Annotated in this window: 17 protein-coding genes and 1 pseudogene; 9 read left to right on the forward strand and 9 right to left on the reverse strand. The window is 71.8% G+C overall.

Going from position 1 to position 15,927, the window contains the following annotated elements; translation table 11 throughout:
• The 3 genes and pseudogenes from ABZY11_RS35225 to ABZY11_RS35235 form a co-directional block, all read left to right on the forward strand.
• Nucleotides 1-184, forward strand: a pseudogene (locus ABZY11_RS35225) (ABC transporter ATP-binding protein); the annotation flags it as partial.
• Entirely contained in the window at nt 181-849 is a 669-nt protein-coding gene (locus tag ABZY11_RS35230; protein ID WP_356483074.1) for an ABC transporter, read from the forward strand. The pseudogene ABZY11_RS35225 and the gene ABZY11_RS35230, both read left to right, overlap by 4 nt.
• Nucleotides 850-863: 14 nt before the next feature.
• The gene (locus ABZY11_RS35235; RefSeq protein WP_356483075.1) at nt 864-1,079 is read left to right on the forward strand and encodes a hypothetical protein; all 216 of its coding nucleotides are present in this window, start codon (nt 864-866) and stop codon (nt 1,077-1,079) included.
• A gap of 10 nt (nt 1,080-1,089) precedes the next feature.
• On the opposite strand, the gene ABZY11_RS35240 is transcribed toward ABZY11_RS35235, so the two are convergent.
• The 5 genes from ABZY11_RS35240 to zapE form a co-directional block, all read right to left on the reverse strand.
• Nucleotides 1,090-1,959, reverse strand: coding sequence for a polysaccharide deacetylase family protein (locus tag ABZY11_RS35240; protein WP_356483076.1), 870 nt, complete (start codon nt 1,957-1,959; stop codon nt 1,090-1,092).
• A gap of 136 nt (nt 1,960-2,095) precedes the next feature.
• Entirely contained in the window at nt 2,096-4,318 is a 2,223-nt protein-coding gene (locus tag ABZY11_RS35245) for an FAD-dependent oxidoreductase (RefSeq protein WP_356483077.1), read from the reverse strand.
• Nucleotides 4,319-4,576: 258 nt separating this feature from the next.
• Nucleotides 4,577-5,977: an alkaline phosphatase PhoX gene (locus tag ABZY11_RS35250; RefSeq protein WP_356483078.1), complete on the reverse strand. Its 1,401-nt coding sequence runs from the start codon at nt 5,975-5,977 to the stop codon at nt 4,577-4,579.
• A gap of 211 nt (nt 5,978-6,188) precedes the next feature.
• Nucleotides 6,189-6,614: an OsmC family protein gene (locus ABZY11_RS35255; RefSeq protein WP_356483079.1), complete on the reverse strand. Its 426-nt coding sequence runs from the start codon at nt 6,612-6,614 to the stop codon at nt 6,189-6,191.
• A gap of 84 nt (nt 6,615-6,698) precedes the next feature.
• A complete protein-coding gene (zapE, locus tag ABZY11_RS35260; RefSeq protein WP_356483080.1) occupies nt 6,699-7,838 on the reverse strand; it encodes a cell division protein ZapE in 1,140 nt (379 codons plus the stop codon).
• A 37-nt stretch (nt 7,839-7,875) separates the two neighbouring features.
• On the opposite strand from zapE, the gene ABZY11_RS35265 reads away from it, so the two are divergent.
• From ABZY11_RS35265 to msrB, 4 genes are all read left to right on the forward strand, one after another.
• A complete protein-coding gene (locus ABZY11_RS35265; protein WP_356483081.1) occupies nt 7,876-8,640 on the forward strand; it encodes a pyrimidine reductase family protein in 765 nt (254 codons plus the stop codon).
• 149 nt (nt 8,641-8,789) lie between these two features.
• Nucleotides 8,790-9,242, forward strand: coding sequence for an indole-3-glycerol phosphate synthase (locus ABZY11_RS35270; RefSeq protein WP_356483089.1), 453 nt, complete (start codon nt 8,790-8,792; stop codon nt 9,240-9,242).
• A gap of 59 nt (nt 9,243-9,301) precedes the next feature.
• A complete protein-coding gene (murC, locus tag ABZY11_RS35275) occupies nt 9,302-10,696 on the forward strand; it encodes a UDP-N-acetylmuramate--L-alanine ligase (protein ID WP_356483082.1) in 1,395 nt (464 codons plus the stop codon).
• 9 nt (nt 10,697-10,705) lie between these two features.
• Nucleotides 10,706-11,113 (forward strand): peptide-methionine (R)-S-oxide reductase MsrB, encoded by a 408-nt coding sequence (gene msrB, locus ABZY11_RS35280; RefSeq protein ID WP_329865541.1) that lies wholly within the window; start codon nt 10,706-10,708, stop codon nt 11,111-11,113.
• A 61-nt stretch (nt 11,114-11,174) separates the two neighbouring features.
• Here the strand turns inward: msrB and ABZY11_RS35285 are convergent, their stop codons facing one another.
• The 3 genes from ABZY11_RS35285 to ABZY11_RS35295 are packed head-to-tail and all read right to left on the reverse strand — an operon-like array spanning nt 11,175 to nt 13,314.
• Nucleotides 11,175-11,972, reverse strand: coding sequence for an ABC transporter permease (locus ABZY11_RS35285; RefSeq protein ID WP_356483083.1), 798 nt, complete (start codon nt 11,970-11,972; stop codon nt 11,175-11,177).
• Nucleotides 11,969-12,946 carry an ATP-binding cassette domain-containing protein gene (locus ABZY11_RS35290; protein WP_356483084.1) on the reverse strand — a complete coding sequence of 326 codons (978 nt, stop codon included), beginning with the start codon at nt 12,944-12,946 and terminating at the stop codon, nt 11,969-11,971. The genes ABZY11_RS35285 and ABZY11_RS35290 overlap by 4 nt, the downstream gene beginning before the upstream one ends.
• Complete coding sequence (locus ABZY11_RS35295; RefSeq protein ID WP_356483085.1) at nt 12,943-13,314, reverse strand: hypothetical protein; 372 nt, start codon at nt 13,312-13,314, stop codon at nt 12,943-12,945. The genes ABZY11_RS35290 and ABZY11_RS35295 overlap by 4 nt, the downstream gene beginning before the upstream one ends.
• A 117-nt stretch (nt 13,315-13,431) precedes the next feature.
• Here ABZY11_RS35295 and ABZY11_RS35300 point away from each other — a divergent pair, with 117 nt between their 5' ends.
• Both ABZY11_RS35300 and ABZY11_RS35305 read left to right on the forward strand, forming a co-directional pair.
• On the forward strand, nt 13,432-13,833 hold the full coding sequence (locus ABZY11_RS35300) for a GntR family transcriptional regulator (RefSeq protein WP_356483086.1): 402 nt from the start codon (nt 13,432-13,434) through the stop codon (nt 13,831-13,833).
• Nucleotides 13,834-14,034: 201 nt separating this feature from the next.
• Nucleotides 14,035-15,156: a DUF5808 domain-containing protein gene (locus ABZY11_RS35305; protein ID WP_356483087.1), complete on the forward strand. Its 1,122-nt coding sequence runs from the start codon at nt 14,035-14,037 to the stop codon at nt 15,154-15,156.
• Nucleotides 15,157-15,198: 42 nt separating this feature from the next.
• Here the strand turns inward: ABZY11_RS35305 and ABZY11_RS35310 are convergent, their stop codons facing one another.
• Nucleotides 15,199-15,669 carry a hypothetical protein gene (locus ABZY11_RS35310; protein ID WP_356483088.1) on the reverse strand — a complete coding sequence of 157 codons (471 nt, stop codon included), beginning with the start codon at nt 15,667-15,669 and terminating at the stop codon, nt 15,199-15,201.
• Between the last annotated feature and the right edge of the window lie 258 nt (nt 15,670-15,927).

The following is a 15,927-nucleotide window of genomic DNA, read 5'->3' on the forward strand; positions in this document are numbered from 1 at the left end:
GCTCACCGTCGCGCCCGCGCACTCCGACGCGCTGCTGCGCGCCCTGCTCACCGCCGGCCCGCCCTGGCACATCCGGAGCCTGGCCGCCGCGCCCGGCCCCGCGGAGAGCCCGGGGGCCGACCGGACCCCGGCCCACGGGGCCGCCACGGGCCCCCATGACCGCTCGACTCCCGAGGCACCATGACCGCCCTCCTCCGCTACCAGACCGCCCTGCTGGTCCGCTCCCAGCGCTGGCTCGCCCCGGTCCTGCTGTACGCGGCCTTCGTCGGCATCGGCGTGCAGTGGGGACAGCCCGTCCTCGACTCGCTCGGCTACGCCGCCGCCGGGCTGCTGCCCGTCACCGCCTGGCTCGTGCAGCTCTGCGTCAACCAGGAACCGCCCGCCGCCCGGACCGTCACCGCCGCGGCGGTGGGCTCGCCGAGGGCGCATCTGGCATCGCTGCTCGCCGCGCTCGGCTGTGCCGGGCTGCTGGGCGTGGCCGCCGCCCTGATCGTGCTGCTGATCAGCAAGCCGGCCAGTGCCGACAACGCGGTCCGGGTGCCGCTGCTGCCCGCCGGGATCGCCGGACTGCTCGCCGTCGCCTGCTGTGTGCTGCTGGGGGCGGTGGTCGGCGCGCTGTGCACCCGGCCGCTGCTGCACCGGCGCGGCTGGTCCGTCGCCGCCACCGTGCTCGGCGCGCTGCTGGCCCTCGTGACCGGCGGCTCGCCCGCGAACACCGCCGTGACGGGTCTGGTCACCGGGTCGCGGACGGGCACGGTGCAGGTGCCCGTCCTGCCGTTCCTCGCTGCCGCCGTGCTCGCCGCCGCGGCGGCCGCGCTCGCCTGCAAACTGTCCTCCCGGCGTGGCTGAGCAGGCTCGTACGCATGGACGAGCGCATGGATCAGCGCGGGGAAGAGACGTACTGCGGTTCATCTGCCGTGACCCCCGCAGCCACCGGTACGGAGGCCGCCGCCGGGCCTCCGTACGCCGAGTGCGTGCTCTGCCGGAAGCCGACCGAGTACCCGGAGTCGGTCAAGGGCATCACCCTCTGCCCGGTCTGCGAGTGGCAGGAGGCCCAGCGCACGGCGTGCTCGGGCTGAGGGCCGTGGCTCAGGGTGCCGTTCGCATCAGGTCGGAGACCTTCACGAAGCGGTACCCGCGCCTGCGCAGCTCCGGGACCACCCGGCGTACCGCTTCGTCGGTGACCGGTGCCGCGCTGCGGGTGCAGTGCATGACGACCAGTGAGCCCGGTTGCACCCCGTCCAGCACCTGCTCGGCCACCGCGTCCGCGTCCGTCGCGAAGGCGTCGCCGCTGACGACGTCCCACTGCACCGCCGTCACCTTCTCGGGTGCGAGCGCGCGCAGCGACGCCTCGTCGTAGCAGCCGCCGGGGAAGCGGAAGTACGGCACGGTATTGCGCACGCGGGCCTTCCGGAGCGAGGCGAAGGCCCGCGCCACCTCGGCGCGCATGCCGTCCTCCGCCACGGCCGGCAGTCCGTAGCAGGGGGACTTGAAGGCGTAGTGGCTGTACGAGTGGTTGGCGACCTCGAAGAGCGGGTCGGCGCCGATGGACCTGGCCTGCGCCGGGTACTCGTCGGCCCACCGCCCCGTCATGAACACCGTCGCGGGCACCTCCAACCGGCGCAGCAGCGCGATCAGTCCGGGATTGTCGAAATGTTCGCCGGCCGCCGCGCGCGGCCCCTCGTCGGCCGTCATGTCGGCGTCGAAGGTCAGCGCCACCACCTTCTCGCCGCCCCGCGCCCCGTGCGTGAAGACCGGCGTCATCGCGCCGGGGCCCGGCGACATGGTGGGCTGCGGCTGCTCCGTCGCGGACGACGGAGCGTGGGCCACGACGGATGGACGCCCGGTGGCCGGGGGGACGTCGGCAGGCGTGCGGCCGGGGCCCCCACAGCCGGTGAGGCTGCCGAGCACCACACCGAGAACAGCCAGGGCCGTCGGTTTCCGCGCGGAATGGGTCACCAGCGGAAAATAGCTGCTTATCTGACTAATGATTGGATATGGCGCTTCCCGTCGTCGAAGTCGCGCCTGGATTCACCCGGGCCGTCGAGTCGGCCCGGGCGAATCGATGCCGCGGCACCGCCCGGCCGGTCCGCCGCTACGCGTAGGCGCGAACGGCGACGACGTGCGCCGAAGGGGCTCCGTTGGTCGCCTCGACGACGATCCTCAGCGCCGTCGATGTCACCGGCTCGTCCAGCGTGTGCACCTGGCGGCGCCGCCGGTTGTCCGTCGTGCGGGAGACGGTCCGCCAGGTGCCGCCCGCGTCGCGCGCCTCGATGCGGTAGTCCCGCAGCAGGGTGGGCAGAGTCTCGAACGGGGTCCGGTGGTGATGCAGGTTGATCAGGTCCTCGTTGACGTCGTCGTCGGCGAGGACATCGATCCGGCTGAGCGTCACCGGCTGCGGCCAGGCCAGCTCCAGCCAGGCTCCGACGCCCTCCTGAAGGGGCTCGGAGACCCACATGTGCGGACCGGCGTACGGGCGGGCGTAGCCGTCCACGGCCTTGGCGGGGGCGTACGCGGCGGTCCCACCCGCCCGGAAGCAGTAGGCGCGGCGCAGCAGGCCGGAGTCGGTCCACTCGCGCAGTCGCTGCGGCGACTCCTGCTCCGGGCGCAGCGGGACATGGGTGAATCCGAGCACGCCCGGGGCCGGCCCGTCGGTGCTGTACAGGGCGAGGTCCTCATTGGCCCGTACGACGACGAAGGCGTTGCGGGCGCTCCCGGGCGACCACGTCAGGCCCGTCCCGATCCACTGCTTCGATCCGGCGGCGACCGGGACGGTGGCGGAGGCGACGAGGCGGCGGGGGACGTAGTTCTGTCCGAGTTCCGGGTCATGGAGCTCGACGACCAGTTCCGTGTCCCGCTCGGCGTCGACGAGCAGTTCGAGGCCGGTCAGCTCGGGGTCGACGGGGATCACGAGCCCGGCGTCGGCCGTCAGCGGCCGGCGCTCCAGAGGTGCCCCGGCACCGAGATCCGTCAGGCTGGACGAGGCCGTGACGGTGGCGCGCAGCGCCAGGTCGTCCGGGTCGGCCGAGGCCAGACCGATGACGGAGGCGTCCTCCCGCAGCAGGGTGCGCTGGAGTTCGGGCACGTCGAGTGCGCGCGGGGTGACCCCCTGGGCGGCACACAGCGCGGCGACGGTGCCCGCGGCCTGGCCGATCGTCGCGCAGGTCGCCATGACCCGGGTCGAGCCGAAGGCGACATGACTGGCGGAGATGTTGCGCCCGGCGAAGAGCAGGTTCGTCGTGTTCACCGAGTACAGGCTCCGGTAGGGGATGTGGTAGATCCCGTCCGCGTAGCGCTGCTTGGCGCCGTCCCCGTCGGCGTACATGCCCTGCGGCGGATGCAGATCGATGGACCAGCCGCCGAACGCGACCCGGTCGGCGAATTCGGTCTGCCCGAGGACGTCGCCCTGGTGGAGCACATGGTCGCCGAGGAAGCGCCGGTACTCGCGCTTCCCGGGCACCGAACCCACCCACTCCAGCGTCATGTTGGCGGCATCGAACTCACCCGAGTTCTTGATGTGGTCCCAGATGCCGTGGATGACCGCCCACAGCTCATCACGGATGGCATCGTTGTCATGGACCGTGTCCAGCTCGCCGCCGAACTCGATCCACCAGTACGCGCAGCCGTTGTCACCGGACTTGATGATGCGACGCTGCGGAATCGAGGTCTCGGCGATGTTCTTGGCGAAGGACGGGGGCACGTACTTGACCGGGTGCCCGGCGTCCTTGGTGTAGAAGAGCAGGGTCGATCCCAGCGTGATGCGGTCGGCCTCCTTCGGCGCCCACGGTTCGAGGTACTCCGCCCGCGCCTCCCGGCCGATGCGGTGCCGGGCCCCCGCCAGAGCACCGACCAGACCGTCTCCCGAACAGTCCAGGAACAGCTCGCTCTCGAAGCGGATGAGCCGCTCGGAGCCCATCATCCACCCGGTGACGGCGGTGATGTGCCGGGCGTCCTCGGGCCCCTCCGCGTCCACTTCCCGGACATCGGTGTTGAGGTAGAGCGTGATCCCTGGCTCGGCCCGGACCGCGTCCAGCACGACCATGTCCCAGTAGTACGGATTCCCGTCCGGGTTGCGGAACTGGTTCTCGACGAACAGTTCGCCCATGATGCCGCCCTCACGGGCGTTGTGGTTGTTGCCGTGGGCGGTGGCGCCGACGACCCAGACCCGGACTTCGCTGCTCGAATTCCCGCCGAGAACCGGCCGGTTGTTGATGAGCGCCACGGTACGGCCCAGCCGGGCGGCGGCTATCGCCGCGCAGACACCGGCGAGTCCGCCGCCGACGACGGTGATGTCGTGCCGTGCGGTTTCGTGCCTCATTGTTCACGTCCCATCGGGGGTTGGTTGCGAGGCTGCAGAAAGCATGCGGTGCACCGCCGAGGACGAGGTGTGTTTCCTTCCCGGCCGGTGCGCGCGGGTGCCGCGGAGGCGCGCGGAACCAGGCGGGAGCCTATCTCCATGCGCGGATTCCCGCCGCAGCTTCTGTGCCCAATGTCCGCCGGGGCGTCGGTCGTTCGGGCAGCGCACAGGGGGCGGACATCGACTGCCCGCCCCCCGGTGCCTCAGTGGGTCAGTGCGTCAGCGCCACGGCCCCGTCACCGCGAACGTCGTCCCCGGTGTGTAGCAGTTGACGTACATCGTGCCGCCGTCCGGAGAGAACGTGACCCCGGCGAACTCGCCCCACTCGGGCTTCTCCGGCGTCCCGATGTTCTGCCGGCCCCGCGCCATCGCGTAGACCTCGCCGCCCCGCGTCAGGCCGAACACATGCTGCGCGCCGTCGCCGTCCTCGCACACCATCAGCCCGCCGTCGGCGGCGAGGCAGATGTTGTCCGGGGACTCGCCCGGCAGCTGCACGTCCGTGCCGGGACCGAAGACGATCACGAGCGTGAGGCGGCGCCGCTTCGGCTCGTACCGCCACACCTGGCCGTAGTGGTCGGCGGCCGAGCCCTGCGAGCTGTGCGCGAAACTGGAGACGAAGTAGACCGAGGAACCTCCCCAGTAGCAGCCTTCCAGCTTCTGCGCGTGCGTGATGCCCTTCGGGCCGAAGTCCTGGAACCGGATCGGCGTCTCGGCCGCCAGCGGATCCGGTACCGGAACCCACTCGATGCCCTCGAAGCACGCGCCGGTCTCCTGGACCACGGAGAGGTCCGGGACGCCCGGCACGCGCATGGCCTCCAGATGGCCGCCGGCCCGCAGCGAGCCGGTACCGCCCAGCGGTTTGTTCGGCAGGAAGCGGTAGAAGAGCCCGAACGGTTTGTCGAACGCGTCCTCCGTCTCGTAGACGATCCCGTTCTTCGGGTCGATCGCGATGGCCTCGTGCTGGAAGCGGCCCATCGCGGTGAGCGGCACGGCCCCGGTGCGGTGCGGATCGGCGCCGTCCACCTCGAAGATGAAGCCGTGGTCCTTGGTGTAGCCGTTGGTGCCGGCTCTGTCCTCGGTCTCCTCGCAGGTCAGCCAGGTGTTCCACGGGGTGCGGCCACCCGCGCAGTTCACCGCCGTACCGGCGATGGCGACGCGTTCGCCGAGGACGTTGTTGCGGCCGTCCAGCTCCAGGGCCGTACAGCCGCCCCTGCCCATCGGGTCGTAGGTGAGGCCCTCGACGACCGGGACCGGGCGCTTCGCGGTGACGCGGTTCTCGTGGTTGCGGACCAGGCGGACGTGGCCGTGACGGCCCGCGAAGGCGGCCATGCCGTCGTGGTTGCCGGGGACTGGGCCCTCGCCGGAGCGGAGCTGGTCGCCCTCCCGGGACAGGACCCGGTAGCGGAAGCCCTTCGGGAGGTCGAGCAGGCCGTCGGGGTCGGGCACCAGCGGGCCGTACCCGCTGTGTCCCCGGGCGGCCGCGGTGCCCGCGAAGAGTTCGGAGAACGCTCCGGTGAAGGCGATGGAGGCGACGGCCGCGCCGCTGCCGGCCAGGACCTGGCGGCGGGTGGCGCTCAGCCGTGACGTTTCCGCGGTCAGTCGTGACGTTTCTGATGACATGGGGCAACTCCCTGCTGGCGGACAGGAGAAGTGACCCGCATGTGTGTACCACGCGTATCGCCGCGCGGGAACCACGCGGGTCACTGAGCCCCAGGGTCTTTCGTTTGGATTAGGCCGGACCCCGCGTGGATTGGGCCGGACCCCGCGAGCCCGGCGTGATCCAAACGAAAAGACCCTGGGTGCGTCCCGGGCCGGGAGTGGCCCCCCGTGGTCAGACCAGCGAGGCGGAGAGCGTGATCGTCGTGCCGGTCAGCGCCTGGCTGACCGGGCAGTTCGCCTTGGCGTCCTCGGCGGCCTTGATGAAGTCCGCCTCGTCGATCCCGGGCACCTGGCCCTGGACGGTGAGGTGGATACCGGTGATGCCGGTGCCGGGCTGGAGGGTGACGTCGGCCGTGGTGGTCAGCTGGGTCGACGGGGTGCCGGCCGAGGCCAGACCGTGGGCCAGCGCCATCGAGAAGCAGCTGGAGTGGGCCGCCGCGATGAGCTCCTCGGGAGAGGTCTTGCCGTTCGCCTTCTCCGCGCGGGACGGCCAGGAGACGTCGAATTCGCCGACGCCGGAGGAGTCGAGGGTGACGACACCCTTGCCCTCGATCAGATTGCCTTCCCAGACCGTGTGGGCCTGGCGCGTGGTAGCCATGCTGGATCCCTTCAAGCGGTGTGCGCGGTCGGTACGGGAGTCCTGGGGCGCCCAGGGGCCCCGAGGAGTGGTACGTCCCCGAACCTACTGCGCCACCAGCCCCTTCGCGTCGCGCGCCAGTGCCGTCAGCCGGGAGATCGCCCGGAAGTACTTCTTCCGGTATCCGCCGTTCAGCATCTCCTCGCTGAACAGCCGGTCGAACGGCAGCCCGGAGGCGAGCACCGGGACCTCCCGGTCGTACAGCCGGTCGGCGAGGACGACGAGCCGCAGCGCGGTCGACTGGTCGGGGACCGGCTGGACCTCGGTGAGGCAGACCGCCCGCAGGCCGTCCGTCAGCGCGCCGTAGCGGCTCGGATGGACCCGGGCGAGATGGTCGAGCAGCGAGGGGAAGTCGTCCAGGCTGGCGCCCTCGGTGGCGTACGCGGCCTTGGTGACCTGCTCGTCGGAGTACGGCGCGGGGGCCTCGGGCAGCCCGCGGTGGCGGTAGTCCTCGCCGTCGATCCGCAACGGGCGGAAGTGCGAGGACAGCCCCTGGATCTCCCGCAGGAAGTCGGCCGCGGCGAACCGGCCCTCGCCGAGCCTGCCGGGCAGCGTGTTGGAGGTGGCGGCGAGTGCGACCCCCGCCTCGACCAGCCTGCTCAGCAGCGACGACACCAGCACGGTGTCGCCCGGGTCGTCCAGCTCGAATTCGTCGATGCACAGCAGTCGGTGCCTGCTCAGCGTCTGCACAGTCTGCTGGAAGCCCAGCGCGCCGACCAGGTTCGTCAGCTCGACGAAGGTGCCGAACGCCTTCAGCGAGGGGGCGGCGGGGGTGGCGTGCCAGAGGGAGGCCAGCAGATGGGTCTTGCCGACGCCGTAGCCGCCGTCGAGGTAGACCCCGAGGGGCGCCGAGGGAGCCGCGGGCTTCTTGCTGAACCGCCCGCCCGTCGCCCGCCACCACCCCTCAAAGGATGCGCTCCGCGATCTTCCGGCTTTACCCGAACCGCTGGCGTGCGCACCACCGAGCCCGGCCGCGAAGTCGCTCAGGACCCTGACCGCCTCCGTCTGGCTCGGTTGGTTGGGGTCCGGGACATACGTATCGAAACGTACGGAGTCGAAGCGCGGCGGCGGCACCATCTCGGCGACCAGCCGGTCGGCGGGTACGAGGGGCTGGAGCGCGCAGAGGGACAGGGGGGCCGTTTCGGCTATGGGGCTCTGCCCCGGCAGGGCTGTGGAGGACGACACAACTCTCAACCTTAAGCGCCGTGCCAGACTGCAGAGCATGCGACGCCTCTTCCCTGTGACCGACCTGACACCGGCCGACGACGAGGGGGAGTGGAGTCTGGACGCCCTGGCCGACGCCTATGCCTACCCCGAACAGGACGGCCCCTGGCTGCGCGCCAACATGGTTTCGACGCTCGACGGGGCCGCCCAGCACGACGGCCGCTCGCAGCCGATCTCCTGCGAGAGCGACATGCGGATCTTCGGCACCCTGCGCGGGCTGGCCGATGTGGTCCTGGCCGGGGCGGAGACGGTACGCCTGGAGGGCTACCGCCCCGCCAGGGCGCGTGAGGCCTTCGCCGCCCGCCGGGCCGCGGCCGGGCAGGGTCCCGCACCCGCGATCGCCGTGGTGAGCGGCAGTCTGGACCTCGACTTCTCGTTGCCGCTGTTCACCGAGCCGCTCGTCCCGACCCTGGTACTGACCGGCGCCGGAGCCCCGCCGGGCCGGATCGAGGAGGCGCGCCGGGCCGGCGCCGAGGTGGTGATCGCGGGGGACGGCTCCCGGGTGGACCCGGCCAGGGCCGTACGGGAGCTGGCGGACCGCGGGCTCAAGCGGCTGCTGACCGAGGGCGGCCCCAGGATGCTGGGCCAGTTCGTGGCGGCCGGGGTGCTGGACGAGCTCTGTCTGACCCTCTCGCCGATGCTGACCGCCGGAGACGCGCAGCGGATCGCGGGCGGTCCCTCGGTGGCCGTGCCGGAACGATTCGCCCTGGCGTCGATGCTGGAAGAGGCCGGGTTCCTCTTCACTCGGTACCGTCGGATCTGACAATCGGCGGAATTTGTCGTTCCGGTTAGCCCCCGGCGGGCACAATTACTCTCGCAGACCCCGTGCGAGCACGGGGAAGGATGGTTTCAGCAGTGGCCGGCGACGGTCACTGAAGCAGAAGGGCGCCCGTGGTGTTCACCAGCGTTTTGATGATCGAGAAGCCCCTCACCTCCGAGGACGTCGAGTTCGTCACCACCCTGCACGGGGAGGAGCAGATCTCCTTCGTCGTGCTCATGCAGCCGCGCGGTGACCAGGCCGATGTGCTGCTGCGGGCGATCGACGACCTGGCGATGGGCGAACTGAAGGAAGCCGCCCGGGAGGGTGAGGAACCGGAGGGCGAGAACGCCAGACAGCCCGCCGAACTGGCGCTCGAAGTATCACTGGAGGCCCTGCGGCAGGCAGGCTCCGAAGCGGTCGGACAGGTGATCGAGGACCACCCGCTGGACAAACTGAAGTCCGTGGTCGACGACGCGGAGGCGGACGAGGTCATCGTGCTGACCGCGCCGCACTACGTCGAGGAGTTCTTCCACCGGGACTGGGCGTCCAGGGCTCGTCACAAGGTCGGCGTACCGGTGCTCAAGCTCTTCGCGCACAGCGAATAGGCTGGGCGGGCACCTCGTACCGACTCGGGTACTCGCATCGACCTCTGGGAGACACACGCATGGCACCCGGTATTCCTGCCGCCATGGAACGGCCGCACTTCATCGGCATCGGCGGCGCCGGAATGTCGGGCATCGCGAAGATCCTCGCCCAGCGCGGTGCCAAGGTCGCGGGCAGCGACGCCAAGGAGTCGGGTACCGCCGAGGCGCTGCGGGCGCTGGGGGCGACCGTCCACATCGGGCACGCCGCCGGACATCTGGCGGACGACGCCTCGTGCGTGGTCGTCTCCAGCGCCATCCGCACCGACAACCCGGAGCTGCTGCGCGCCGCCGAGCTGTCGGTCCCCGTCGTGCACCGCTCCGACGCGCTCGCCTCGCTCATGGGCGGCCTGCGCGCCATCGCGGTGGCCGGTACCCACGGCAAGACGACCACCACCTCGATGCTGGCCGTCGCCCTGACCGAGCTGAACGTCGACCCCTCGTACGCCATCGGCGGCGACCTCGCGGGCCCCGGCACCAACGCCGCGCACGGCGAGGGCGCGATCTTCGTCGCCGAGGCGGACGAGAGCGACCGCAGCTTCCAGAAGTACGACCCCGAGGTCGCGATCGTCCTCAACGTCGAGCTGGACCACCACGCGAACTACGCCTCGATGGACGAGATCTACGAGTCGTTCGAGGCGTTCGCCGGCAAGATCGTCCCCGGCGGCACCCTGGTGATCGCCGCCGACCAGGCCGGCGCCGTCGAGCTGACGGAGCGGGTCCGGGCCCTTCCCTCGCTGAACGTCGTCACCTACGGCGAGTCCGAGGCCGCCGACGTACGCGTCCACAAGATCACCCCGCGCGGACTGACCAGCGAGGTCACGGTCGTCCTGAACGGGAAGTACCTCACGTTCACGGTCTCCGTGCCCGGCCGCCACTACGCCCTCAACGCCGTCGCGGCCCTCGCCGCCGGGGTCGCCCTCGGTGTCCCGGCCCACAACCTGGCCTCGGCCCTCGGTAAGTACACCGGGGTCAAGCGCCGCCTCCAGCTCAAGGGCGAGGCGGCGGGGGTGCAGGTCATCGACTCGTACGCACACCACCCCACCGAGATGACCGCGGACCTCGAAGCGATGCGCGGCGCCGCCTCCGACGCCCGCCTGCTGGTCGTCTTCCAGCCCCACCTCTTCTCCCGCACCCAGGAGCTCGGCACCGAGATGGGCCAGGCCCTCGCGCTGGCCGACGCCTCCGTGGTGCTGGACATCTACCCGGCCCGCGAGGACCCGATCCCCGGCATCACCAGCGACCTGATCATCGACGCCGCGAGGGCCGCGGGTGCCGACGTCACCGCCGTCCACGACAAGGCGGCGGTCCCCGGGGCCATCGCGGGAATGGCGAAGCCCGGCGACCTCGTTCTCACCATGGGAGCGGGCGACGTCACGGACCTCGGCCCGCAGATCCTGGACCACCTGTCGAGCTGAGGGAGCGACGTGTCGTACGACATCGAGAAGCCGGACGAGCAGTGGCGGGCGGAGCTGACCCCGGCCGAGTACGCGGTCCTGCGCCAGGCCGGCACCGAACCCGCCTTCGTCGGCGAATACACCGACACGAAGACCACGGGCGTCTACTCCTGCCGCGCCTGCGGCGCCGACCTGTTCCGCTCGGACACCAAGTTCGAGTCGCACTGCGGCTGGCCGTCCTTCTACGACCCGAAGGACACGGACGCGGTCGAACTGATCCAGGACCGCAGCCACGGCATGGTCCGCACCGAGGTCCGCTGCGCACGCTGCGGATCGCACCTCGGCCATGTCTTCGAGGGCGAGGGTTATCCGACCCCGACGGACCAGCGGTACTGCATCAACTCGATCTCGCTGCGCCTGGTTCCGGACGAGGACTGAGACCGGCCGGTGCGGCGGGTGTCACGGACACGGTCCGGGGCACCCGCCGCACCGTGCGGTCTCAGAGCACGTCCCTGCGCATCGGCACCAGGACCGCGACGGACGCCGCGAGCAGCGCGTAGCCGGCGAGCAGCAGTCCGCCGCCGACGGGGGAGAGCAGCGGCACCGGGCTGGTCGCCAGCTCCGCGGCCATCGTGTCCGCCACGTAGCTGAAGCCGGTCAGGGACGCCGTGGCGCCACCGGGCAGCAGCGGGTAGAGGAGCTTGACGCCCGGGATCATCATCAGCAGGAACTCGCCCGCGTACAGATAGCCGACGACGACGGCCAGTGCCGCGACCTGATGCCGGATCAGCGCCCCGGCGGCCACGCCCAGCAGGGTGTACACCGCCATCGCCGCCGCCGGCCTGAGGAGCAGTGCCAGCACCTCGCCGGTGGCCATGCCCGGGGTCACCCCGCGCGCCGCGGCACCCCCGAAGAAAGCGGCCCCGGCGGTGCCCGTGAGCACCAGCCCGTACAGCAGGCCGCCGACACCGTACGCGACGAGTTTGGCGGTGAGCACCTGCCAGCGTCGCGGGGCGTACAGAAAGGTGTACGTGGCGGTGCGGTGCCGGTACTCACCCGTCATCGCCAGGGTGCCGAGCGAGGCCGGCAGGAACACCGTGAAGCTCAGCATGCCGAGGACGGAGCGGACACCGGCCTCGGTGTCCAGGCCGGGCGCCGGCGGATCGAAGTTCTCCGGACCGACCAGTGTCATCACCCCCACCATGCCGCCGCCCAGGACAACGGCCGCGAGCAGGGCCCACAGCCAGAGCCGGGTGGCGGCCAGCCGCCGGAACTCCGCCTTGATCAGTGCGTTCATCGCCGGTCCGCCTTCTCGTTCGCCCCTACCGGCAGCCGGTCGTGACCGGCCGGTCCGTCGTCTCCCGCCAGCCGGAGGAACAGCTGTTCCAGGCTGGTCCCGGCGGTCAGCCCGTGCACCCGCAGCCGCTCGGCGGCGGCCAGATCGGCGACGGCGGAGTCCGTCATCCCGTACACGCGCAGCGTGCCGTCCGGCATGAGGTCCACCCGGTCGGCAGCCCCGCCCCGCGCGGTGCCGCGCAGCAGCGCGGAGCGCAGCGCCGCCGCGTCCGGGGAGCGGACCAGCACCGTGCTCGGCGACGACCGCTCGATCTCCTCCAACGGTCCGGCCGCCACCAGCCGGCCCCTGCGGATCACGACGACGTCGTCGACGATCTGCTGCACCTCGCTGAGCACATGGCTGGACACCAGCACCGTGCGTCCCTCGGCCGCCAGCTCCCGCAGCAGGCCGCGCAGCCAGGCGATGCCCTCCGGGTCGAGCCCGTTGCCCGGCTCGTCCAGCAGCAGCACCCGCGGGTCGCCCAGCAGGGCGGTGGCCAGACCGAGCCGTTGCCGCATGCCGGTGGAGAAGGTGCGGGTACGACGGTCCGCCGCCTGTGCCAGTCCCAGTTGGGTCAGCAGGCGGTCGACCCGGGCGGCCGGGTGGCCGCCCATGGTGCGGTAGATGTGCAGATGGTCCCGTGCCGAGTGGCCGGGGTGGACCGCGGAGGCGTCGAGTACGGCGCCCACGGTGGCGGAGGGCCTGGACAGCTCCGCGTACCGTTTGCCGCCGATGGTGGCGGTGCCCGCGGTGGGAGCCACCAGGCCGAGGATCATCCGCATCGTCGTGGTCTTGCCCGCGCCGTTGGGGCCGAGGAAGCCCGTCACGACGCCCGGCCGCACGGTGAAGCTCAGGTCGTCGACGGCGTGTACGGCTCCGAACCGCTTGGTCAGTCCGCTGACTTCGATGTGCGGACCCTGCGGCCGGCCGCTCATCGGTTGCTTCCCACCCGCTGCTCGATGAGCCGGGCCGACTGCTGCGGGTCGTCGAGCGAGAGGACCAGCTCGTCGAAGTCGCCGCCGGCGGCGGCGCGGTCCAGCTCCACACGCAGTCCCGGCCTGCCCCGGTAGGCGGCCACGAGCTGACGGGGGCCCACGATCAGCCCCCAGGTGCCGATCTTGGCCACTCCGGAGGCGTGCAGGCCCTTGCGGACGCCGTGGGCGGCGCGCAGCGGGTGGTCGACGACGGTCACCCGGCGGACCGCGGTGAGCGGGACGGTCAGGGAACCGCGCCGGGTCCATATGCGCTCGCGGCCGCTGAACTCGATGGTGAGGCCGGTGTCGGAGATGTTCATCAGTGCCATGGGGATTCCCCCTCCGTCGGGGGCCCGGGGGCCCCTGGGCAGTCGCGCGGTGTCGCCGCGTTGCCGAACTGCCGTGAGCGTCTGTTCTATTAGATGTATAGCAGATAGAGTTGGGGCGTGTATCTAGTGCTCGACCTCGACAGCGAGGTGTCGATCTATCAGCAGATCCGGGACCGGGTGGTGGAGGCCATCGCGGAAGGGGCGTTGGCGCCCGGTGCCGGACTTCCGTCCACCAGGCAGCTGGCCGTCGACCTGGCGATCAACTTCCACACCGTCAACAAGGCCTATGACCTGCTGCGACGCGAAGGGATCATCCGCATCAACCGCAAGAGCGGTGCGGCGGTCCGCTCGGACGTCAAGCAGCCCTCGGACGAACTCCGGGCCGGTGTCGACTGGGAGGCGCGCATGCGCACCCTCCTCGCCGAACTGGATGTCCGCGGGATCGCGAAGGAGGAGGTGATGACCCATGTCGCGACGGTTCTGGACGGCTTCCCCGGGAGGGAGGACGACAAGACCTGACCCGAAGGGCCGGAGAGGAGACCCGAGGCCGGGAGGCCGCCGCGACCGGCGCCGCGGCGCCGGGTCCTCCGAAGAACGGTTCGCGGAACACGAACCCGAACCGCCGTGCCGGGTGCCGGTGCGGCGCCCCGCCCGGCCGGGATCAGCGACAGGACCGGCACGGCGCCCCGCCCGGCCCGGATCAGAGACAAGAACGGACAGGTGAACACCTTGCTGCTCGACGCAGCTCTCAATTTCGGCATGCTCGCGGTGCTGGGCGCCGTCCTGTACGCCGCCCCCAGCCCGCTCCTCAATCCCCCCGCCGTTCCCTTCGGCGTCCGCGTACCACCGGACAAGGCGCGGGCCACCGCCGTCGAGGAGCAACGCGACCGCTACCGCGGCGCGATGCTCGTCGCCGCGGCCGTGGTCACGGTGCTCGCCTCGGCTCTCGGCGCCGCCCTCGGCACCCTCACCGCCGGAGCCGTGGGTTCCCTGCTGCTCTGCGCCCTCGCCGCCGCCCTGTGGACGCGGGCCCACCGCGTCATCGCCCGCGCGAAGGCGGACGGCGGATGGTACGGACAGACCCGGCAGGGCGCCGTGACGGACACCTCCCTGCGCACCGACCCGGTCCGCTTCCCCTGGAACTGGACGGTCCCCGCGCTCGTCGTGATCGCCGTCAGCGTCGTCGCGGGCGTCATCGTCTACCCCGGACTGCCCGACCGCCTCGCCATGCCCCGACGCTCAGCCGGCGGCACCGTCCACGAGACCTACGCGACCAGTGTGTGGACCGCCTTCGGCCTCGTGCTCTGCCAGGTGCTCCTCACCCTCACCATGGCCGCCGTCGTCGCCGGACTGCTCCGCGCCCGCGCCGACCTCGATGTGGCCCGCCCCGTGGCCGGCGCCGCACGGTACCGCCGCTACCTGACCGCCATGGCCCGCTCCATGATGGGCATCACCGCCCTGGTGAACCTCATGCTGCTCGGGCTGTCCGCCCTGATGTGGAGCGACATCCGCTCCGCGCCCCTGACCCTGGCCGTCACCGGAGTGCCGCTCGTCGCGGTCCTCGCCGTGGTCGTCTGCCTCGTCCTGCGCGTCGGGCCCTCCGGCAGCCGGCTGCGGGAGCTCACGGACGAGGAGAGCACCGGACTCGTCCCGCGTGACGACGACCGCTTCTGGCGCGCCGCCGGCACGCTCTACGTCAATGCCGACGACCCCGCGGTCCTGGTGCCCAAACGGGTCGGCATCGGCTGGACGGTCAACCTCGGCAATGTGCGGGTCCTGATCGGCACGGCCTCGGTGCTCGCCGTCGCGGTGGCGGCGTCCGTCGTCCAGGCCGTCCGGTGACACCGGGCCGGCCGGGGCGGGAACCCGGCCCGGTGCCGGTCGTCAGTCCTCGTTCCCGTCCTCGGCGCTCTCCGGCCGCAGCAGCGGATGGGCGACACCCGGGAACACCCGGGCCCGCACGGCCGGCTGCGCGGATCCGCCGCGGACCACCGTCTCGGCGACGCCCCACGGCCGCCCGCGCAGCACCACGGTCAGGACGTACGAGGACGCACAGCCCATGCAGTCGTAGCGGTCGGCCCAGGTCTCCACGTCCGTGACACTGCCGGGGTAGCGGGCCACGTGCCGGTGGAGCGCGTGGCAGCGCTCGCACCGCTCGCCGGGCTCGCACGTGCCGCCGCACGGGCACGGGACGTCGAGCGAATCGGCGGGGTGCCAGCGCTGGGTGAGGACCGCCTCACGCGTGGCGCCCATGTCCTTCATGGCCTTCAGATTGCGGGCGGCGACGTTGTACGACTCGCCGGTCGCGGCCATCCGGTCCCGGATGACGTCCTTGCGTCCGCGGTTCGTCGTCATCTGTTCCTCCTGGGGGTGTCACGCAGCCCGCCGGGAGCACACGAGATCGATAGGCCACACGGTACCGGTCGCCCCGGACGGGCCACGACTTCCGTGTCCCGTCAGCGACGGCCGCGGCCCCGCCTACGACCGCCGCACCCGCGCCGTGAGCCTGCTGCCGAGCCGCCTGCGGAGGCCGCCCGGCCGGTTCCACGTCCGGAACGCCTCCGCCGTGCGGCTGCTGCCCGCCCGCCCGGCGGCCTCCTCCACCGCCGCGAC

Source organism: Streptomyces sp. NPDC006510, from assembly GCF_040611955.1.
Taxonomy (GTDB): domain Bacteria; phylum Actinomycetota; class Actinomycetes; order Streptomycetales; family Streptomycetaceae; genus Streptomyces.